Origin of the sequence: uncultured Veillonella sp., assembly GCF_963524655.1 — a bacterium.
Taxonomy (GTDB): domain Bacteria; phylum Bacillota; class Negativicutes; order Veillonellales; family Veillonellaceae; genus Veillonella.
In genome coordinates, this window is sequence record NZ_CAURHA010000028.1 from 1 (window position 1) to 21,075 (window position 21,075).

General features: G+C 38.8%; 18 protein-coding genes. All 18 read left to right on the forward strand.

What is annotated here, in order from left to right; all coding sequences use genetic code 11:
- The first annotated feature begins 264 nt into the window (after positions 1-264).
- The 18 genes from RYM16_RS06385 (at position 265) to hisC (ending at position 20,960) form a co-directional block, all read left to right on the forward strand.
- A complete protein-coding gene (locus RYM16_RS06385; RefSeq protein WP_314983038.1) occupies positions 265-765 on the forward strand; it encodes a GNAT family N-acetyltransferase in 501 nt (166 codons plus the stop codon).
- 86 nt (positions 766-851) lie between these two features.
- A complete protein-coding gene (gene hisJ, locus RYM16_RS06390) occupies positions 852-1,715 on the forward strand; it encodes a histidinol-phosphatase HisJ (protein WP_314983040.1) in 864 nt (287 codons plus the stop codon).
- A gap of 41 nt (positions 1,716-1,756) precedes the next feature.
- The gene (locus RYM16_RS06395) at positions 1,757-2,146 is read left to right on the forward strand and encodes a hypothetical protein (protein ID WP_314983041.1); all 390 of its coding nucleotides are present in this window, start codon (positions 1,757-1,759) and stop codon (positions 2,144-2,146) included.
- A gap of 38 nt (positions 2,147-2,184) precedes the next feature.
- Positions 2,185-2,553 (forward strand): hypothetical protein, encoded by a 369-nt coding sequence (locus RYM16_RS06400; RefSeq protein ID WP_314983044.1) that lies wholly within the window; start codon positions 2,185-2,187, stop codon positions 2,551-2,553.
- A 177-nt stretch (positions 2,554-2,730) separates the two neighbouring features.
- Positions 2,731-4,428 carry a ShlB/FhaC/HecB family hemolysin secretion/activation protein gene (locus RYM16_RS06405; RefSeq protein ID WP_314983046.1) on the forward strand — a complete coding sequence of 566 codons (1,698 nt, stop codon included), beginning with the start codon at positions 2,731-2,733 and terminating at the stop codon, positions 4,426-4,428.
- Positions 4,429-4,494: 66 nt separating this feature from the next.
- The gene (locus tag RYM16_RS06410; protein WP_314983048.1) at positions 4,495-10,938 is read left to right on the forward strand and encodes a hemagglutinin repeat-containing protein; all 6,444 of its coding nucleotides are present in this window, start codon (positions 4,495-4,497) and stop codon (positions 10,936-10,938) included.
- An 11-nt stretch (positions 10,939-10,949) separates the two neighbouring features.
- A complete protein-coding gene (locus RYM16_RS06415; protein WP_314983050.1) occupies positions 10,950-11,834 on the forward strand; it encodes an immunity protein YezG family protein in 885 nt (294 codons plus the stop codon).
- 177 nt (positions 11,835-12,011) lie between these two features.
- Positions 12,012-12,311, forward strand: a complete 300-nt coding sequence (locus tag RYM16_RS06420) for a hypothetical protein (protein ID WP_314983051.1) — start codon at positions 12,012-12,014, stop codon at positions 12,309-12,311.
- The gene (locus tag RYM16_RS06425; protein ID WP_314983053.1) at positions 12,256-12,960 is read left to right on the forward strand and encodes a hypothetical protein; all 705 of its coding nucleotides are present in this window, start codon (positions 12,256-12,258) and stop codon (positions 12,958-12,960) included. The genes RYM16_RS06420 and RYM16_RS06425 overlap by 56 nt, the downstream gene beginning before the upstream one ends.
- 26 nt (positions 12,961-12,986) lie before the next feature.
- Positions 12,987-13,577, forward strand: coding sequence for a hypothetical protein (locus RYM16_RS06430; protein WP_314983055.1), 591 nt, complete (start codon positions 12,987-12,989; stop codon positions 13,575-13,577).
- A 297-nt stretch (positions 13,578-13,874) separates the two neighbouring features.
- Positions 13,875-15,476: an ATP phosphoribosyltransferase gene (gene hisG, locus RYM16_RS06435; RefSeq protein WP_314983057.1), complete on the forward strand. Its 1,602-nt coding sequence runs from the start codon at positions 13,875-13,877 to the stop codon at positions 15,474-15,476.
- Positions 15,477-15,525: 49 nt separating this feature from the next.
- Positions 15,526-16,803, forward strand: coding sequence for a histidinol dehydrogenase (hisD, locus tag RYM16_RS06440; protein WP_314983058.1), 1,278 nt, complete (start codon positions 15,526-15,528; stop codon positions 16,801-16,803).
- A 109-nt stretch (positions 16,804-16,912) separates the two neighbouring features.
- Positions 16,913-17,503, forward strand: a complete 591-nt coding sequence (gene hisB, locus RYM16_RS06445; protein WP_296003665.1) for an imidazoleglycerol-phosphate dehydratase HisB — start codon at positions 16,913-16,915, stop codon at positions 17,501-17,503.
- A 26-nt stretch (positions 17,504-17,529) separates the two neighbouring features.
- Positions 17,530-18,249 carry a 1-(5-phosphoribosyl)-5-[(5-phosphoribosylamino)methylideneamino]imidazole-4-carboxamide isomerase gene (gene hisA / locus RYM16_RS06450; protein ID WP_314983059.1) on the forward strand — a complete coding sequence of 240 codons (720 nt, stop codon included), beginning with the start codon at positions 17,530-17,532 and terminating at the stop codon, positions 18,247-18,249.
- A gap of 27 nt (positions 18,250-18,276) precedes the next feature.
- Positions 18,277-19,035, forward strand: a complete 759-nt coding sequence (gene hisF / locus RYM16_RS06455; protein WP_314983060.1) for an imidazole glycerol phosphate synthase subunit HisF — start codon at positions 18,277-18,279, stop codon at positions 19,033-19,035.
- 112 nt (positions 19,036-19,147) lie between these two features.
- A complete protein-coding gene (gene hisI, locus RYM16_RS06460) occupies positions 19,148-19,462 on the forward strand; it encodes a phosphoribosyl-AMP cyclohydrolase (protein WP_296003659.1) in 315 nt (104 codons plus the stop codon).
- 48 nt (positions 19,463-19,510) lie between these two features.
- Positions 19,511-19,837 carry a phosphoribosyl-ATP diphosphatase gene (gene hisE, locus RYM16_RS06465; RefSeq protein WP_314983061.1) on the forward strand — a complete coding sequence of 109 codons (327 nt, stop codon included), beginning with the start codon at positions 19,511-19,513 and terminating at the stop codon, positions 19,835-19,837.
- Between the two features lie 37 nt (positions 19,838-19,874).
- A complete protein-coding gene (gene hisC / locus RYM16_RS06470) occupies positions 19,875-20,960 on the forward strand; it encodes a histidinol-phosphate transaminase (RefSeq protein ID WP_314983062.1) in 1,086 nt (361 codons plus the stop codon).
- The last annotated feature ends 115 nt before the right edge of the window (positions 20,961-21,075 follow it).

Below are 21,075 nucleotides of genomic sequence, written 5' to 3' on the forward strand. Positions count from 1 at the left end.
CTACGGGCTTATAGCCCGTGAGCAAACCACCCGTTTTACGGGTGGTTCTGATTTATCTTTTGGACATTTATTTATGGTATACTACTAATTGGTAGTAAAGCGTACAAAATATTGCCTACAATATAACAAAAGGACGAGTTGCAGCTCGTCCTTTTTCTTGCGTGTTAGCGTTATTTTTATATATTATGTTATATAGATATAATATAGAAATAATTTTAGTTTCGGATACCGGATTTTGGATACCCACAATTTTGAGGAATTCTTATGAGTGAATTAGTAATTCGACCAATTACAAAGGATGATATCACAGCTTGTTTAGATATTTATAATTACGAGGTTATGAATGGTGTAGCAACACTTGATCTTGAGCCCCGCACGTTGCCAGAGTGGCAGGAGTGGTATGAGGCACATCAAACTTCAGAGCACTGTATTTTTGTAGGTCTAATAGACGATGTGGTTGTAGGCTATGCATCGCTTTCACCATATAGGACAAAGGATGCTTTCAAAAGTACTGTCGAATTATCTATCTATATTCATCAAGAATATAGAGGCAAAGGCGTGGCATCTAAGTTGATGGCCCATATTTTAGACCACGCAAAAGAAACGGATACATTGCATACGGTAGTGTCTGTTATTACTGCAGGGAATGCAGCTAGTACGGCATTGCATGAGCACTTTGGATTTACCTATTGTGGGCTTACGCCTCAAGTTGGTTTTAAACATGGTAAATATCAGGATACCGAAACATACGCATTATTGGTATAATAAAACGTAGATATTAAAGTAAAGACTAATAATATACAGATGATAGATAAGGGTTCGCCACGGGTTAGGGCGAATAGGGTGATTGAATGAACATGAAAGATGAACGGCAGTTCGTTGGATACAGTAAGTATCGCAGCCGTCTCGTAGATGGTCATGTGCATACGGAATTGTGTCCGCATGGTAGTGGGGACCGAACTGCATTGATGATTGAAAAGGCCATCGAGTTGCGCATTGAAAAGGTATGCTTTACAGAGCATGCGCCGTTGCCAAAAGCTTTTGCAGCTGAATACGGTGGAGACCAAAAAGCCTATGATACAGCGTCTTTGAAGTTGAACCAAGTTGATACCTACTTAGAACTAGGTCGTCAATTACAACGTGCCTATGGTACACATATCGATATCTCCCTCGGCTTTGAGGTGGATTATATTCCAGGTTTTGAAGCGGATATTCAAGAGTTCCTCGATCGTTATGGTCCGTTGACGGATGATAATATCTTGTCCGTTCACTTTATGGAAGGTGTTAATAATGCCTTTTACTGCTTAGATTACAGTCCTAAAGAATTTGAAAAGGGCTTTGGTCCGTGGATTGAAAAGCAATATGAGTTGTATTACAAATATTACTCCATGGTGCGCCAAGCCGTGCGTGCTGACCTTGGCGAATATACACCAAAACGCATTGGCCATTTTGATTTGATTAAAAAATACCAACATCATTTTGGCTTTGAACATCACTTAGATCGTCGTAATGCGCATGTGGTAAGCGATATTTTACATATCATGCGAGTACAAGGTCGCGAACTAGACTACAATATGAGCGGCTTCTTCAAACCAGACTGCCATGAAATGTACCCAAGCCGCTTTATCCAAGGCATGGCTGCTGTCATTGGCGTTCCATTCGTACTTGGCTCTGATGCGCATAGCATAGCAGATATAGAACGAATTTGGGGCTAAAAGGTTGCTTCACCTAATCGATTAATATAATGGGAGATAATATGAATTATAGTGCGGCAACATATATAATAATTTGTGTATTTATTATATACTTATTCGATATTTTTAAAGTGCAGTCTTTTCGATTAAACAATACTGATTTAAAGAAGAGTGTAGAAATTAAAATTTTTCAGTTAATAAAAGGTCTCGCGGTGGTAGCATATACTGTAATTCCTTGGGGCCATACCTTGTGGGGAACAAGAGTATTAGTCGTAATCTTTTTATTGGCAGTATTAGGTGATATTTATTCTAGAAATAAAGTTGCTAAAGCGGTTACAGGTTTGTTGGTTTCTGAAAAAGAACGTTTATGTCGTTCTGCTAACATGCTTTATCTTTATTTTATTCCGTATATGCTAGTCTGTGTAACTGTAATTATTTTTATGGATTTTTAGTGTGTTAGCTGATTAAGCATTTTAGAGGAGTAGAATGTATGGAGATAATACTTAAAATTCTAACTCTTATTATACTTATTGGTATATTCTATAACATTAGACAACGGAAGAAGTATGATGAATGGAATGAAAAGAAAAATCTAGCCATATATGATTTGGGGCAAATTTTGGCATGTGACAGAGAACAAGCTAAGTTTGTAATAGATCAACTAGGACGTCATGCGGTACCTATTGATGCGGTAGTTGAGCCCATATCTGTTGTCTCTATTCATGGTGAAAGCATGAATGGCTATGTCTTTTCTTATAATGGTCTAAAAGGTTGTTTTACTTTAAATGATACGTTTGAAATAACAAATTTGATTTATAATGATGTGGACTTATTACAATTAAATCCTTCATCTTTATAGCTTATAATTCAGTGCTATTATTTTAAACAGAAGGTAGTTGATTTTATTAATCAGCTACCTTTTGTTTTATATAAAAATAAATAAATAATAACATAATAATAAACTAATAAATATTTTTATTGTAAAAAAAAGATAACTTAATATATAATTCATCTTATAACGAAAGGAGAGGAATTAATGAGAGTTGTATGTATTGCAGCAGGTTGTGTTGGCTTGCTGACCATATTCGGTACAATGCCTAGTTTTGCAGCAGAAGTATCAAACCCATTTATACAACAAGAAGCGGCCCGAGCGGATGCTTCCTTACGCCAACGTGTAGAAGCACCAATGACTGGGGCCGCTTTGCCGCGTTCAGAATCTGGTTATACAGGTTTAGATAAAGTACCAATGAAGTCATTACCTAAGGAAAGTACATCGTTTGCAATAGAGCATATTGTAGTAACTTCCTCAGAACCAGTGTTACAGAAATATAAAGATCGATTGAAGGTATATAACCATAATCGTATTGGAACAGAGGGCATTCAGTTTTTACAAAAGGAATTACAAGAGCAACTGTTATCTGATGGGTACATCACTAGTCAAGTAGTTGTGCCAAACCAAGATTTACAGTCTGGTACACTCACTTTTGAGATTATGCCTGGTTATGTAGAGGATATTGTTCTTACAAATGCTAAAGCACGCACTAATTGGCGTAGTGCTTTTCCTGTGAGACCTGGTTATGTATTACGTCGACAAGCATTAGAGCAAGGGATTGACCAAATGCGTAATGTACCAGGTCAAGATATTAAGATGACTATAGAGCCAGGTACAAAACCATTACATTCTATTGTTAAGCTTACCGTTGAGCAAAAAGGATTTGTACACGGATCTTTGATGCTAGATAATTCTGGAAATAAATCAACAGGAACATATCAAGGGACAGTATATCTATCTTTCAGTCAATTGGCAGGATTAAATGATGTACTAACCACTAGCTTTACAAAAGATATCAGTCATCATGATGATGGTCATGGATCAAAACAATATGCAGTTAGCTATTCAGTTCCTGATGGGAACCGTACATATCGTCTTTCGACGTATAAGTATAGCTATAATCAATTAGTATTCATGCCTAATGCGTTTCGTTCTTCTGGGACTACGCAAGGTACAGAATTTGCAGTAGAGCAAGTCTTAAATAGAACAAGTCGCTCTAAAACTTCGGCTGTGGCTAAAGTCATTCATAAAGAACGCCACAATTATTTAGATGATGTAGAACTTGGTGTACAAGAGCAACATACGACAGCTGTTGAAGTTGGTTTATCTCATCGTCAATATAGTAGCAATACTGTATCTGATGTATATCTATTTTATCGACAAGGTATTAATGGATTGGGTGCTCAAGTACGGAGTTGGGAAGGCTTGTCAGATAATCCTACTACACTATATAAAATGGCAGGCTTAGAAGGCCAAGTTCAAACCGGTGTTCGTATGGGCCATAAGCAAGGTACGTATACGATGCGTTTTAGAAGCCAGTTCACAAATCAACGCTTGTTTGGTACCGATCAATTTAGTATTGGTGGGCGCTATTCTGTACGAGGCTTTAGTGGAGAAGAAACCTTAAGAGGGGATTCTGGCTATTATGTACAAAACGAGTGGGCGTTACCATTTAGAAAACAACAAATTACTCCATATGTGGGTATAGATATTGGACATGTATGGGGGCCATCTACAGAAACTCAATTAGGTAATACCTTAATTGGTGGTGTGGTTGGTGTACGTGGTATGGTTGGTGACGATGTAAACTATGATGTATCATTAGGAACACCAATTAAGAAACCAGAAGGTTTTGATACAGATACGCGTGTGTGGGCCTTTAGAGGCAGTTATCAGTTTTAAGTGTTGTATTCTAGTGCAGCTATACACTTAAATAGTGAATGGTATGTACTAGAGAAGGAGAGTAATATGAATATAAGAAAGCATACGGCAATGGCTATCTTTGCTGCATTGTTAGCGACTAACTCTGCACCATGGATTCCTATGGCCCTTGCTAATCCTGTTGTACCAGATCAAGGTAAATTAGGACCAAAAATAGAAGAAGCTAGAAATGGCATGACTGTCGTTAATATTAATACACCTAATGATAAAGGGTTATCGCATAACCAATATAATGCTTTTAATGTAGACGAAAAGGGGCTTATTTTAAATAATGCGAATCGACCTGTAAATACAGAGCTGGCAGGCTATATTATGGGAAACCCTAATTTAGTAGGCCCTACTGCTAATACGATTTTAAATGAAGTAACGGGTACAAGTTCTACATCTATGAATGGTGCTCTTGAAGTAGCCGGTAATAAGGCACATGTTATCGTTGCCAACCCTAATGGTATTTCTGTTAATAATGGCACATTTATTAATGCAAGCAGTGCAACCCTTACAACAGGTAATCCAATTATTAATAATGGTGGTGTTACAGGCTATAATGTACAAAAAGGTGCTATTACAGTCGGTGAAAAAGGTCTTAATGCCTCTAAAACGGCACGTACAGATATGCTTGCTGAGGCTGTAAAGCTCAATGGTAAAGTTTGGGCCCAAGATGCTCAAGCTGTAACGGGTAAGAATGCTATTGCCGTTGATTCTTCTGGTAAAGTTACGAATGCAAGTAAAACTGGAGAGTCAAGTCAAGTTGGTCTTGATGTAGCTGCTATTGGCGGTATGTATGCTAATAGTATGTACTTAGTGGGTACCAATGACGGCTTTGGTGTTAATAACCAAGGTGTATTGTCTGCACAAAACAAACTAACCATAGATAGTACTGGTAAGTTGCAAAATACAGGTACGATAGCTACTACAGATGCCAATATTACAACCAAAAGTCTAGAGCAGATGAATAAGGGTAAACTTTATGTAGATACAGCAAAGATTACTACTGACTCTGTAATACAAACTGGTAATGCTACGACTAAAGAAGCACCTGTTATGATTGCCCAAAAAGATTTGTCTATAGCAACAAAATCTATTGTTAATACAGATGGTAGTGTCATCAAAGCAGAAGGTAAATTACAGCTTGGTAAAACGATGGGTGAGAAAGGTACAGTATCCGGTAAAATGGATAGTGTAGTAAATACTGCATCAACAATTGAGTTTGGTCAAGGTGGAGCTTTACTTGCGAAATCTGTAGACAATAAAAATGGTGGTATTACCCTTAAGCGTGTAGCTGTAGAGGGTAAAGAGCATGTTAAAAACGAAGTAGCTCCATCCGGCAGCATTAAGCGTTATCAATTGTCTGAGGAACGGATTTATGGACATGATGATAAAATTCCAAAAGATAAAGTCGTAGTACATTCTTCTGAGAATCTTCAACTTTCCGTATATGGTAAACATCATGATAGTTGGACTAAGTATGAATATGACCGTACACGTGAGGAAGATGCGGTAGATACATCTAATCCTGGCCGAATTATTTCTGGCGGTAATTTACATGTGGATGTAGATCATATGGTGAATGAAGCTAGTCAAATTAGTGCTGCTGGCGATATCACTGGTACTGTAGGTCATTATGAACAAAGCAATCCTAAAGGGAATGAATATATTACTGAAGAGGGTACAGCTACAAGTTATAGTCGTCATCATAAAAAAGGGTGGGATACTACCAATATTCGTGAAGCGAAGTATAAGAATACTAAGGTGAATCCTAAAGATGTACCTGTTGCCGTATATGGCGGTCATGTAGAAAATAGTAAAAGTGATGCCACAGTAGATGCATCTCTGTTAAATAGTATGAGTCAGTTATCGACGAATCCTAATACTTCATATGTGATTGAAACAGATCCAAACTTTACCAATCGTCGCAACTTCTTATCTTCTGATTACGTATTATCTCGCCTTAAATTAGACCCTATGAATATACAAAAACGATTGGGTGACGGATATTATGAGCAACAGCTCGTTATGCAAGAGATTATGCGTCAAACCGGTAAAAGTAGACTTCAATCTGGTCTTTCTGCAGAAGAACAATATCGCCAATTGATGGATGCAGGGATTAGTGTAACTAAATCTCAATCTATTGTATTAGGACGAGGTTTAACAGAGGCTGAGCAAAAGAATCTTAAAGATGATGTAGTTCTCCTAGTTAGTAAGTCTGTTGTATTGCCAAATGGCAAAACTGAAACTGTGCTAGTACCTACTTTATATTTAGCACCAAACACAAAACGAGTAGAAGGTGGTGCTAATTTACAAGCCCAATCTATTAACCTATCTGTTGATACTATGCATAATAGCGGTAGCATTGTAGCGGATAAGGATGTGACTCTTACTGGTAATTCCATTCACAATGATAATGGTCTTATTAAAGGTAACACGGCTACGGTTACAGCAAATGACGAAGTTCGTAATACACAAGGCACTATTATGGGCAATGATACAGTCTCTGTGTATGCTAAGAAAGACGTTATTAATGAAGGTGGCACCATTACACAAACTAATGCAGCTGGTTCCACAAAGGTTAGTGCGGGGCGCGATGTAATTAATAAAGGCGTACAGTATGAGGCCGGTAATAGCAAGGTTGAGTGGAACAGTAGCAACAACCGTCGTGAAACGATTACTGGTGTAGATCAAGGCCGTATTGGTGGTGCTGGTCAAACAACAGTAGTAGCAGGCCGAGATGTATCTATGGAGGCAGGTATTGTCTCCTCTGATGTGAATACAACTGTGACGGCAGGTCGCAATGTAACGATGAAAGCAATGAATGCTACACATGAGCTTGAAGAACATCGTTTCGATAAAGGTAAATCTGGTGGCGGACACTCGCAAACGACTCAGTCTCATGATCTGGTAAAAGCACAATCATCTGTTGGTAGTAGTATTGAAGGCAAGAATGTTTCTGTTCTAGCCTCTAATGCAGTACAACTGGAAGGTAGTCAAGTGTTAGCGGCAGATACAGTGAAAGTATCTGGTAATACGGTTGCATTAAATACCGCGAAGGCTAATAGCACAGTTAATCATGTGTATCTAGATAAAAAGAAAAGTTTAGTCAAACGTGAAAGTACAAATGCCGCTGATGACGTAACAAGTACATCTGTAACAGGTTCTACAGTAAGTGGTAAAGATATAACTATTACAAGTGCGCAAGATGTAACAGGTCAGTCTGCTCAAATTTTGGGCGAGAATGCCGTATCTGTTACCGCTGGTGGTAAGGTAGAATTGGGCGCAGATAAAGCTGTTACAGATGGTTCCAGTGTTTATCGTCATAAAAAATCTGGAGTGCTTGGTGGTGCCGGTATAGGTTTCTCTATTGGTAAAGAAAAACACAATATTGATGAAGCAAACCATGAAGAGGCTACTGTACGAAATACAATTGCTAGTACGAAAGGGACTGTAAATATTAAGGCTAATGATACAGTTCATCTTACAAGTGCAGATATTCTTGCTAAAGAAGGTGCTGTGTTAGATGGCTCTGCTGTTACATTAGATGGTAACGTGGATCATAACCATATGACACATGATGAACGCTACAAAAAAACTGGTCTTACCGTATCCTTAGGTGGTGCAATAGCAAATACACTTACAAATACTACACGTACAATAAAACAAGCTGGTGGCCGTGATGATAAACGGTTAGCTGCACTTGAACTCAATGAAGCGCGTAAACAATTGCAAGATGGATATGAAGCAGTAGATGCAGCTTTACATGGAGAAAAAATACGCGATGCCGTAACAGGTAAAGTTGATAAAGTAGACGGTAAAGCTAAACGAGGCGCGAAAAATATTGATGATGCTATTAACTTATCTGTAAGCATTGGTAGCACTTCTAGAAAACAAGGACAAGTAGTAGATACAAACACATATCAAGGTGGTACTCTGGTTAGTGATAGTGAGGTACAAATCAAGGCTCGTGATGCTCAGCAAAGTGGTATTGGTTTAACAGGTGAAACCGTTGAGGCTAAAAAATTAGTATTAGATAGCGCTAGTGATATTAATCTTGAGGCTGGTAAGAATACTGTAGATGTTAATAATACCTATAAAAGTTCTGGCTGGAGCGTTGGTGCTGGCATTAGCTTAACTGGTGGTGGACTCCTCGATATTAATGCGAGTGGCAATATGGCTCGTCAAAATGGAGATACCCATCAAGAAAGTTATGTACCTACTAAGATTAAAGCGGCTCAATTAGCACAACTTAAAGCAAAACGAGATACAAATATTATTGGTTCTACTGTGTCTGGTAAAAAGGTAGAAGTAGATACCGGTCGTGATTTACATATTCAAAGCTTACAAGATGTAGATAACTTTAAAGAACATAGTAAATCTGCAGGCTTTTCTGTGTCCTCTAAACCTAACTTCAAAAATCCAACTGGTAGTATCAATGCCAGTGTAGGACGCATTGATAGCAAATGGAAGAGCGTAACAGAACAAGCTGGCATTTATGCAGGAGAAGAAGGCTACAATATTAATGTAGGTAATAAGACTACATTAGAGGGTGCGGTTATTAAAAGTGAATCTACGAAAGCTAAGAATAAATTAACTACAAAATCTCTAGAGATGAAAGATATCAAAAACGAAGCTGAGTACACATATAGCAACAATGGTATCGGCTATAACTACTATGGTAGTAAAAAGAAACTTGAAGAGATGAAAACCAATGATAAAAAAGGTTATGATAAGATTTATAACAGTATCGGTCTAGTTCCAAACTTAGGTGTAGGCTCTAAAGGTAAAGCAAGCTCTACTACTCAATCTGCTATTTCTGATGGTATACTGTCTGTAGATGGTAAAGAAATTGATACTAAAACCATTAACACTAATACAGAAAATACGTTACATCAATTAGATAAGATTTTCGATAAAAAGAAAATTGAAGAACGTCAAGAATTAGCACGTCTATTCTCTAAAAATGCATTTGAACAACTACATAACTGGCAACCAACAACGAAAGATGGCAAAATCGCTAAATCTATTGCACATGGTATCATAGGTGAAGTAGCAGCACGTATGGCTGGTAATACACCGGGTAGCGGCTTTAAAGCTACTATGACTAATGAGCTATTAATTGGTGAAATAAAGAAAGTAGCTAAACATGATCCCGCATTAGCACAATGGTTGAGTGCAGCAGTAGGTGGTGTGGTTAATAAGGCTAGTGGGAAAAATGCTAATGTAGGAGCAGCAGTTTCATCTTATGCGACTAAGTGGAATGAGTTTCAAAATGATCCAAAGTTATTTAATGAATTAGAAGATATTCAAAAGAATAATTATATTGTAACTGATCAAGGAAAATCTTTTGATCTAAGAGCCATGCCAGATGGTGTCTCTTATGTTATTTCTGTTAAAGATGAAATAACTGGTAAATATAAAAATATTGCAATTAATAATAAGTTGGAGTTATTTGATTTAGAATATGAGGATGGTGGGACTACACCTGGCCTAACTGGTATTTATTTTTCTGAATCAAGTATAGGTTCAGCATATGAGCCTACTACTTATCAATCGTTAAATTTATTATCCCCCTCACTTAGTTCAGGATCAACTAAAAAAACGCGCAAATTTGTTGTTACGGATTATGATGGTAATATCCATTCAGTTTTATCTGATGGTCGGCAACCATTAGGTGTAGTTAAACGTTATTTTTATAAGTTTAAAAATCTATTTAATCGTATATTTAGTAAAACTCAGAATGGTAATGATGGGGTAACCGCCGAATATAAAGAAGCTTTAGATGCAAAGGCACGAGGTTATACACCTCGTTGGTCTATGGAGACAGGCGAATTTTCTATAGATGGGAAGACTATTCCAATATCATTTCTTTCTGATGGTGAAATTTTAACAGCTCAATACTTAGCTCTTGGAAATCATTCTGATGAATTGGATCTAAATAGTCGATGGGGACCTAGTAATAATCAAGTTGCAATGAGAGGGCTTGTATCAAAAAACAATCCAAAACAGTCTTTAACTCGTATTACCGATGGTAGCCATATGGATACTGTTGATGGTATAAAAGTATTGAAACCTAATGTTGAGTATATTAAAAATGGTTATACTTATCAGACGGATGCAGATAGAAATATTACTAAGGTATTTGGTATAGTTGAGTTAAAAGATGCCCAACGAATACCTAGCGCACAAAAAGCCATAGTTGAACAAACAGGTAGACTAGGAGAAGATCATGGTGGACACTTAATCGCAAAGATATTTAATGGTTCTGGTGATATAGATAATTTGGTTGCTATGGATAGACTGGTAAATCAAAGTGAATATAGACGTGTTGAAAATGCAATAAAAAAAGCAGTTAAAGAAGGTAATGTAGTGTCTGTTGAAATAGATGTTATTAGAAATGGTAGTAAACGTCCATCTGAATTCAAGATTACCTATAGTGTGGATGGTAGAACCCCAATTGAGCATACGATTTCTAATAATTAATAGGAGCATATATGAATATATATATTAATAAAATAAGAGATATACTTATTGATTGTATGCCAATACATTGGTATAAGTGTTATTTGTTTTTTGAATGTACAGAATCAGGTATGAGTTCGGCTTGTTATTATGTAAAAACTCCAGCAGGTTCAATCATAAGTTATGGAGATTTATTATATAATTGCACTGATGAAAAAGTAAAAACTATAAAAGCTGGGACTAGTGAAATTTTGACGTATGTACGTTTGCTTCATAAATCCTCTACAGAACAATGGACGTGGGGAACAATGTATATTTCACGTGATGATTATGAGCCACATTGTGAATTTCATAATGATCCTGTAACTGACGATTGTTGGCTCCAAAATAGATATAAGTGGGAGTATCAGAATTTTGGTTTACTAGCTAGAGAAGATGAATTTGAGTCAGATGTATATAAAGAAATGCTAAAAGGGCCTCGAGGTGTTTTATTATTGGAGGATATGGAATCTAGTATATTAGCAAAAAATTATACTGCCATTGATAAGGTGTTTAAGTTAAAGCATAAAAGCTTAGAATCGGAACTTGAAAAACATTATAATAAAGTGGCCCAAAATATATATAAATTAACGCCTCTAAGTTGGAGTCGTGCGAAACTATACTTTGAAACTAATGACAGTAATCCTTTTGTAGAGCTTTTAGTATATAAGACTGAGGATGATTCATGTGTTTTGAAATATGTAGAGAATAACGATGACGAACCAGCTATTATTTCAGAGATTATGTATGATTTAAAGACTGAAATTTTATCAATGATTGAGACTTTTAAATTCTATAATCAAAATCCGTTCTCTGGATTAATATTTATATTAACAGCTAATGGTGAAGTATCTTTAGAATTATCTTACCCAGATTAGTAGGTTAGTATTACATACTATTATAATGACATCTATACCACCAACAAGGGAGTGGTATAGGTGTCATTTTTATATTACAAAATAGTAAAAAAACATTATTACTTAAAATTTAAGTAACTCCTATCAAAATCACCAGATGTTACGATTTTATGAGTGTTTTATGATAAAATAAAAGGTATGAATACTTCAATAACTAGGTCTATTACCTATAATGGCGACAGAATTGAATATGAGTTAACCATCAAGCGTGTGAAAAACATGAACATTACAAGGGCTGGTGTAATCCATGTGTTCGCGAATGGGTACATACTGGATCATGTGATAGATAAATTTGTCATCGAGAATATGTCCTCTATTGAACGGGCTCGTTACAAAATCGATGCCTTGAATGCCAAGCACGTTGAGGAGTTGCAGTATGTAAATGGTGAAAGCTTATCAATCCTCTGTATACCCGTTACCTTTATATCAGTTAGATAAGATTTTAGATAAAAAGAAAATTGAAGAACATCAAGAATTAGCAGGTCTATTCTCTAAAAGCGCATTTGAACAATTACATAACTGGCAACCAACAACTAAGAATCGTAAAGTTGCTAAGTCCATTGCTCATGGTGTGATAGGTGAGTTGGCTGCTCGTATGGCTGGTAATGTACCTGGTAGTGGGTTTAAAGTTATTATGACTAATGAGCTGTTAATTGGTGAAATTAAAAAAATGGCTAAGACTGATCCTGCGTTAGCACAATGGTTAAGTGGTACAGTGGGTGGTGTGGTTAATAGTGTAACTGATAAACCTATTGCAGTGGGAGTTGAAGAGTCACAGTATGCAACTCGTTTTAACCATCTTCATGAATTTTCTGAAGAGTGGTTATTAGAGGATGTGACTAGTGGTATGCATCAAGGCATTCTAATAGAATTAAAGAAAATTGAATCTATATCGAATATTCATGATTTATCAAGTGAAAGAGGAATAATATCTTTGTCTGTAGATGTATCGAATTTGCTTGCTGCAAGTTTTCTGTTAAAGCAATCGATTTGGGAAAATGGGGAATTTCAGTATTATGATAATGATAGCATTGTATCAAAAGTATTTAAGATAGCTATCATTTTAAAGAAAAGCTTGCTGACATGAGAGTAAGAATTCCATCTGGAGAATCTATGCAAGTTTCTGGATATATTGATCATAATGAAGAACTTTATGGGGTCCCTCCGACAAAGGGGCAACACAGACCAAATATATGGAATTATCCAACCTTTTGGTTGGCAGGCAAAGGTAAGTGGGAGTATATAATGAAAAAACTACTGATTGGACTTATTGTTTTAATTGCTTTAATAACAGCTTTTATAGCTTTTATGTTTTATCATGAACCATCATCAGATAAGCTGGTTGGCCGTAGTGTAGTTTTAGAGTTTGGGCCTAAGAATGAAATTCATATTAGCAAATTGGGTAGCCAATTTATTGTATCTGATACTAGTTTCTCTAACTCTAAATTTCCTTATTTCTTTGATGCCTTTGTAGAGAAAGATAAGGCTGGCAGCTCGTATCTATACTTATTATGTAAGGATAATATGATTGTCTTTGATAAAAATATGAATTGTATTCTATTTCTCTCCAAACAAAACCAAGAGTCCAAAGCTTTGTTAGATCATGTACGGAAATATTATCATTTTGATGAAAGTAAAACGAAGTATAAGATCGAAGACTTAGATGAAGTTGATAAGTCTATATATTTATCGTTACAAAGTTAAAACTGATCTTTAATTATATGTATTTTCCTATAATCTATAAGCAGATATAAGCTATAGGCGGATTATCTTTATATTAATAACGTGAAATCGTAACGGTTCTATTGACAATTCTATAGAACCGTTATACTATAATTTCATACTTTAACTAGATAAAGCGATAAAATAGAAAAGTATCGATATAGGTAAATTTTTTCTCATAGATAAATGAAAGCTATTTAACTCGTTTGAAACTGATTATATGATGCTTTCACAGGCATGAGAAATGAAATAGATGAAATGATAGAAAGGATGTTTACGATGGTACAGCAGCAATTACCTACGGGATTCCGTGATGATATAGGGGCCGTAGCAGAGCGCAAGGATGATGTGAGCCAATATGTGCTCGGTCTATGTCGTAGCCGCCAGTACACAAAGATCTCTACACCTCTTGTAGAGTACAAGGATGTATTTAATGGCTATGCAATGGGTCGCGGTCAGCATATGTACGAGTTCATGGATAGTTCTGAAGCGTCCGTCGTAATTCGTCCTGATTTGACTATGCCAATCGGTCGTTTCTTGGCGACTACCAATATTGAACTACCTCGCACGTTCTATTACTTAGGCGATGTGTTCATGAAAAATAAAAAGCACCGCGGTGATGTAAATCAAGTAACGCAAGGCGGCATTGAGATGGTAGGCTATGAAGGCATTAAAGCCGAGCAAGAGTGCTTTGCCATTATTAAAGAGGTAAACGAAACTCAGCTCGGTAATAATTTGCTATTAGAAATTGGGGATGCTCGTTTCTCTCGGGCTATTACCGATGTACTTGGTCTTAGTGATGAGGAAAGAACAGAGCTCTTAGAGGCTTTGTTTACTAAATACTTGCCGCACTATAACGAGTTGATTTATGACTTTAAAAATAGTGCGTTATATCCATTTTTAACTGTATGGCCTCGCTTGTTTGGTACTGTTCAAGATATTAAGGATGAGCTCAATCAAATAATTTTGCCTGCAGCGGCACAACGCATTTTAGATAATCTCGTAGACATGGCCAACCAAGTGGCTCAAACAGGTCAACAGGTTCGCATTGATGTGTCTACTGAGCCGCTTCAATCCTATTACACAGGCCTCACATTTAGAGGCTATGTGGACGGTGTGTCCCAATACATCGTCAGTGGCGGTCGTTATGACGGCTTGCTATCTAGCTTTGATGGTACGCCAATGCCTGCGGTTGGCATGGCTTTCAACATCGACGTTTTGACCGATGTAACCTTGAATGGTGAAAGCAATAATCAAGATAATGGTAAATTGCGTATCGCCCTTACAAAGGGCCGCGTAGAAAAGGATTTTATTCCTCTCTTGGAGTCCTGTGGCGTAGACTGTGAGCCATTGCGCAACAAGGCGCGTAAGCTCATCATTTCATTGGGCGACGCTATAGAGGTTATCCTCGCTAAAGGTCCCGATGTAACAACATACTTGAAAAACGGTGTGGTAGACCTCGGTATCGTTGGTAGTGACGTACTAGATGAACAAGATGATACAAGCTATGAAATGCTAGATTTACAAACTGGTAAATGCCAATTTATCTTGGCCTCTCTTGCGGGCTATAATCCTAAAGAAGGTCGTCGTCAACGTATCGGTACAAAATACCCAACCATTACAAAGCAGTACTTTGGAGCACAAGATGTGGAAATCATCAAAATTGAAGGCTCTGTTGAGCTAGCTCCGTTAGTAGGGCTAGCGGATGCGATCGTAGATATTACGGAAACTGGTACAACCTTGCGGGAAAATAACTTAGAAATTTTCGATTGGTTACAGCCAATATCTACACGCTTAGTGGCTAATCCATTAGCGCTAAAACAAAAGAGAAATACTATTTTTAAACTTATTGATCAGCTTTCAGAAGCCATTAATAAATAAGAGATAGAACTAATAGTGCGGATAGCATATATAGGAAGAAGGATAAGACATGAAAATTTATAAGGAATCATTAGATACGATGCTTGGTATCGTGCGAAATTACACTCAACAAACTACAGCCATGGAAATTGAACGCCGCGTGTACGATATCATCGACGATGTGCGCACCAATGGTGATGCGGCTTTAAAGGCATACTCTGAAAAATTTGATGGTGTATCCATCGAAGATTTCAAGGTGCCTCAAGAGGAAATCGACGCCGCTTATGAGTCCTTATCTGATGATTTGAAGGCTGCCTTGTTAAAGGCAAAGGCTAATATTACTGAGTTCCACAGCCGTGAAATTGAACAAGGTTTTGTGGATATGGATACACCGGGCATTATCCGTGGGCAAAAGGTTATTCCATTGGCACGCGTTGGCCTTTATGTACCTGGCGGCACAGCAGCCTATCCTTCTACTATTATCATGACTGCGTTGCCAGCTAAAATTGCAGGTGTTAAAGAAATCGTTATGGTTACACCTCCTCAAAAGGATGGCATCAATCGTGCTGTGTTAGGTGCTGCTAAGCTTGCTGGCGTTGATGCGGTATACCAAGTTGGTGGTGCTCAAGGTGTAGCGGCTCTTGCGTATGGTACGGAAAGCATTCCAAAGGTTGATAAAATCGTAGGCCCTGGCAACATTTACGTAGCCACTGCAAAACGCCAAGTGTTCGGCCAAGTTGATATCGACATGATTGCAGGCCCTAGTGAAATCGGCGTTATCGCTGACGATAGTGCTAATCCAATTCATCTTGCAGCAGATCTTTTGTCTCAAGCGGAACATGATCCTCGGGCGCGCGCTATCATGGTTACTACTAGTGAAAGCCTAGCAAATGCTGTATCCGATGAGGTAGAACGCCAATTAAAATTATTGCCTCGTGAAAGCATCGCTCGTCCAGCTATTGAAAATAACAGTTACATTGCCGTTATGGATAGCATTGAAGATATGTTTACGGTAATGAACGAAGTGGCACCTGAGCATTTGGAAATTCAATTGCCAGATCCAATGGGCTACATGAGCCTAGTTCAAAATGCAGGCTCCGTATTCCTCGGCGCTTATGCATCTGAACCATTAGGCGACTACGTAGGCGGTACAAATCACGTATTGCCTACCAGTGGTACAGCACGCTTCTCATCTCCGCTTGGTGTATATGATTTCGTAAAACGTACATCCTTTACACAATTTACAAGAGAACGATTAGAAGAAGTAGCAACACACATTACTACTTTAGCTCGTACAGAAGGCCTTGAAGCACATGCCCGCGCCATCGAAGTACGTTTTGAAAAATAGTTTATATAAATAGATTAGAAAATATATTTGAAAACTATAGTTAACTGTTGCTCGAAATAGAAATTAGTATTATAGATTATAAAAATGGATTTGAGGTATAGAGGTCGTTATGATACGCACAGGTACGGTGCAACGCACCACTCAAGAAACAGATATTACAGTAGAACTTACCCTTGATGGGGCGCAAACGAGCTCTATCTCCACAGGCATTGGCTTTTTTGACCACATGTTGACGCTGCTGGCGAAACACGGACGCTTTGGCCTTGTAGTAGAGGCAAAGGGCGATACATACGTAGATGCTCACCACACTGTGGAGGACATCGGCCTGGCTTTAGGTCAGGCCTTGGTGAAAGCCTTAGGCGATAAGGCTGGCATTGAGCGTTACGGCGATGCGTGGGTTCCTATGGACGAAGCGTTAACACAAGTTGTGATCGATTTAAGCGGTCGTCCGTACCTCGTATTCCAAGGCGAATGGAGCACTCCTGTTCTAGGTGGCAACTTTGAAACAGAGCTAGTAGAGGATTTTTTCCAAGCTCTTGCTATGAGCGCTGCTATGAATTTACATGTTCGGAATCTATATGGTCGCAATACGCACCACATCATTGAAAGCATGTTTAAGGCTACAGGCCGTGCTTTGCGCAAGGCTGTTACGATTAACCCAGATATTCAAGGGGTAAATTCTACAAAGGGCGTTATTTAATATGGTCATTTAATAAAGGAGAACCTATGATTTTTCCAGCTATAGATTTACAAGATGGTCGCAGCGTTCGCCTCTATAAAGGTGACTTCGCACAGGAAACGGTGATCAATCCTAATCCTGTAGACCAAGCAAAACAATATGAAGCGGCCAAGGTTGGAGCGCTACACCTCGTCGATTTAGACGGTGCTAAGGCAGGGAAACCTGTTAACGTAGACATTGTAAAAGCAGTGCGTGAAGCTTTCACAGGCATTCTTGAAATCGGTGGAGGCATCCGAGATAAAGAGGCTGTGGACCTCTATTTAGGTTTAGGCGTTGATCGCGTTATCTTAGGCTCTGTAGCACTCAAAAATCCAGAGCTTACCAAACAAGTGATTGCAGAATACGGTGCAGAGCGCATCGTCATCGGCGTAGATGGTAAAAACGGTAAGGTCGCTGCTGAAGGTTGGCTCGATCAATCCGATGTGCCTATGACCGATTTAATCGGTGCTATGGTTGAAGGCGGCGCAAAGTACTTCATCGTTACCGATGTGGACCGGGATGGTACTATGCAAGGCGCTAACGAGGACTTGCTTGGCAATTTGCAAAAAGAATTCCCTACGGCACGCATCGTTGCGTCTGGTGGCGTTCGTAATTTAGAAGATATTAAATCCCTTGAAGCTAAAGGCGTTATGGATAGTATCGTTGGTAAGGCTTTGTATGAGGGAACGATTACATTAGAGGAAATTGCCGGGTACAATCAACGGTAACTTGAACACTTAGAGGGGAGTAGAATTATGTTAGCAAAACGGATTATTCCGTGCCTAGATGTAGATGATGGGCGCGTTAAAAAAGGGGTTAACTTTGTTAATCTTGTAGATGTAGGCAGTCCCGTAGATATTGCGGCCTCCTATGAACAGCAACAGGCGGACGAGCTTGTATTTTTAGATATTACAGCCACCGTTGATGCGCGGACTACCATGCGCGATGTGGTACAAGAGATTTCGGCTCAAGTATTTATGCCTCTCACCGTTGGCGGCGGTATCAAGAGTGTCGATGATATGATGGCTTTGTTGAAAGCTGGCGCCGACAAGGTGTCTTTAAACTCAGCAGCCCTTGCTAATCCTGAGCTCATCACAGAAGGGGCTCAAAAGTTTGGCAATCAATGTATGGTAGTAGCCATCGACGTAAAAACAGACGAAGAAACCGGTGAATGGTATGTGTACACCCATGGCGGTCGTAACCGTACTGAATGGAAAGCCCTCGATTGGGCTAAGGAAGCCGTATCTCGTGGAGCAGGGGAACTGCTTGTTACGAGCATGGACAAGGACGGAACTAAATCTGGCTTTGATATTGAACTATATAAGGCCATTGAAGCCGTTGTAGATGTACCAATCATCGCCTCTGGCGGGGCCGGCAAGGTTCAAGATTTTATAGACCTTTTTGAACAAACTGGCGTTACAGGAGCCTTAGCGGCATCTATTTTCCACTTTGGAGAAATTAAAATCCCTAATCTTAAAGAAGAACTACGAGCTCACGGCATTACTGTACGATAACAGTATTTAAATAATTAGCGTATGATAAAGGGCGTAAATACCTACAGTATGGTAACGGTAGTAAATAAAATATTGAATTTAGAAAAGATTACTTGTATTAAAGGATTACAATATGAAACCAGATTTTGAAAAAGGAAATGGTTTGTTGCCGACGGTTGTACAAGATGTGGACACAAAGGACGTCCTCATGGTGGCGTGGATGAACGAAGAAAGCTTTCACAAAACACTAGAGACGAAGGAAACGTGGTTTTGGTCCCGTTCTCGTCAAGAGTTGTGGCACAAGGGTGGTACGAGCGGCAATGTGCAGCATGTGGTGAGTATGGCCCTCGATTGTGATGGTGATACCTTGCTCATTCAAGTGAAGCCAGAAGGCCCTGCGTGTCATACGGGGCGTACGAGCTGTTTCTTTAATGATGTAGAAGCATAAGATAAGCCCCATAGGATATAAATTATAAGAGATATAACGGAGTTATATATGGCACAGCAAACATTGAACGAATTATACGAAATTATTAAGAACCGCAAGGCTGAGCCTAAGGAAGGTTCTTATACGAATTATTTATTCGAAAAAGGGCTCGATAAAATCTTGAAAAAGGTAGGTGAAGAGGCGACAGAGGTTGTTATTGCTGCAAAAAATGAAGACCCGCAAGAATTAATTTACGAAACAGCAGATGTATTGTATCACTTGCTCGTATTATTGGCAGAGAAAAATGTTCCTTACGAAGCCATTGAGGCAGAACTTGCGAGCCGTGAAGGGGTAGTCAGCAAAACTACGGATCGTCCAGAGATTACGAATTTATAATGTACTTCATTAAGAAAATACTTAGAAAGGATAGCTTATGAAAGAGATCATTCGCACGTTAAAACCTTATATACCTGAGGAGCCCGCTGCGGCGGTAAAGGAGCGCCTCGGTGTGGACCGATTGGTGCGTTTGTCTGCCAATGAAAATCCATACGGCACCTCCCCGTTGGTGCGAGAGGCTATCCTTAGCTATGTCACACATAACGATGCTAACTATTACCCCGATGGGAACGCCACCGATTTGCGCATGAAATTAGCCGATTATTGGAAGGTACAACCTGAGCAACTCGTTATTGGCGTAGGCCTCGATGAGGTTATCGCTATGGTCAATAAAACCTTGATTACTGCTGGTGACTCCATCGTAGTCAGTGTGCCTGCTTTCTCCGAGTATGCATTAAATGGCCTGGTGGAAGGTGCTGAAATTCGTGAGGTGCCCGCTGATTTTGAAACAGGACAATATGATTTTTCAGCTCTTGTGAAAGCCGTCGATGAAACGACACGCCTTGTGTGGATTTGTAACCCTAATAACCCAACAGGGACCTATGAGTCCGTAGAAGACATTCGTAAATTCGTAGCAGCAGTGCCAAAGGAAACGTTAGTTATCGTAGACGAGGCGTATATTGACTTCGTTACGTCTGTAACAGTTCCTACAGCACGCGCCTTATTAGATGAGTTCTCTAATGTAGCAATCATGCGAACCTTCTCTAAGGCATATGGTCTTGCTAACTATCGCGTTGGCTACATGATGACACCACTAGAATTAGCTAACTACATGCAAACCATTCGGTTGCCTTATAATCTCAATACCTTGTCCCAAGTGGCCGCAGAAGCAGCCTTCGACGATCAAGAGTTTTTGGTGAGAACCGTATCCCAAAATGCAGAGGAACGGGTTAAATGGGAGGCGCTATTTGATGAATTAAGCATTCACTACTACAAGAGTGAAGCGAACTTTATATTCTTTGAGGCTCCTGATGAAGATGCACATGGTTTAGCGGATGCGTGGCTGAAAGAGGGGTACCAAGTGCGCCGAGGTCAACGAAAAGGTTGGCTACGTCTTACTATTCCTATGGCTCAAGATGGAGAGGCAATGTGCCATATATTAAAACAATTTGTGAATAAATAAAGCAAAATTTATCATAATTACTAATAATTTAACCGTTTTGATATCGAATTTCATTCTATAGAATGGAGTTTAGCTTTTACGCAATTTATAGGCAGGAAATTTTTTTTCCTTTGAC

What these genes read in the sequence shown, in the direction of transcription:
- RYM16_RS06385 (WP_314983038.1), top strand. Translation starts at nt 265, where the DNA reads ATGAGTGAATTAGTAATTCGACCAATTACAAAGGATGATATCACAGCT.
- hisJ (WP_314983040.1), top strand. Translation starts at nt 852, where the DNA reads ATGAACATGAAAGATGAACGGCAGTTCGTTGGATACAGTAAGTATCGC.
- RYM16_RS06395 (WP_314983041.1), top strand. Translation starts at nt 1,757, where the DNA reads ATGAATTATAGTGCGGCAACATATATAATAATTTGTGTATTTATTATA.
- RYM16_RS06400 (WP_314983044.1), top strand. Translation starts at nt 2,185, where the DNA reads ATGGAGATAATACTTAAAATTCTAACTCTTATTATACTTATTGGTATA.
- RYM16_RS06405 (WP_314983046.1), top strand. Translation starts at nt 2,731, where the DNA reads ATGAGAGTTGTATGTATTGCAGCAGGTTGTGTTGGCTTGCTGACCATA.
- RYM16_RS06410 (WP_314983048.1), top strand. Translation starts at nt 4,495, where the DNA reads ATGAATATAAGAAAGCATACGGCAATGGCTATCTTTGCTGCATTGTTA.
- RYM16_RS06415 (WP_314983050.1), top strand. Translation starts at nt 10,950, where the DNA reads ATGAATATATATATTAATAAAATAAGAGATATACTTATTGATTGTATG.
- RYM16_RS06420 (WP_314983051.1), top strand. Translation starts at nt 12,012, where the DNA reads ATGAATACTTCAATAACTAGGTCTATTACCTATAATGGCGACAGAATT.
- RYM16_RS06425 (WP_314983053.1), top strand. Translation starts at nt 12,256, where the DNA reads ATGGTGAAAGCTTATCAATCCTCTGTATACCCGTTACCTTTATATCAG.
- RYM16_RS06430 (WP_314983055.1), top strand. Translation starts at nt 12,987, where the DNA reads ATGCAAGTTTCTGGATATATTGATCATAATGAAGAACTTTATGGGGTC.
- hisG (WP_314983057.1), top strand. Translation starts at nt 13,875, where the DNA reads ATGGTACAGCAGCAATTACCTACGGGATTCCGTGATGATATAGGGGCC.
- hisD (WP_314983058.1), top strand. Translation starts at nt 15,526, where the DNA reads ATGAAAATTTATAAGGAATCATTAGATACGATGCTTGGTATCGTGCGA.
- hisB (WP_296003665.1), top strand. Translation starts at nt 16,913, where the DNA reads ATGATACGCACAGGTACGGTGCAACGCACCACTCAAGAAACAGATATT.
- hisA (WP_314983059.1), top strand. Translation starts at nt 17,530, where the DNA reads ATGATTTTTCCAGCTATAGATTTACAAGATGGTCGCAGCGTTCGCCTC.
- hisF (WP_314983060.1), top strand. Translation starts at nt 18,277, where the DNA reads ATGTTAGCAAAACGGATTATTCCGTGCCTAGATGTAGATGATGGGCGC.
- hisI (WP_296003659.1), top strand. Translation starts at nt 19,148, where the DNA reads ATGAAACCAGATTTTGAAAAAGGAAATGGTTTGTTGCCGACGGTTGTA.
- hisE (WP_314983061.1), top strand. Translation starts at nt 19,511, where the DNA reads ATGGCACAGCAAACATTGAACGAATTATACGAAATTATTAAGAACCGC.
- hisC (WP_314983062.1), top strand. Translation starts at nt 19,875, where the DNA reads ATGAAAGAGATCATTCGCACGTTAAAACCTTATATACCTGAGGAGCCC.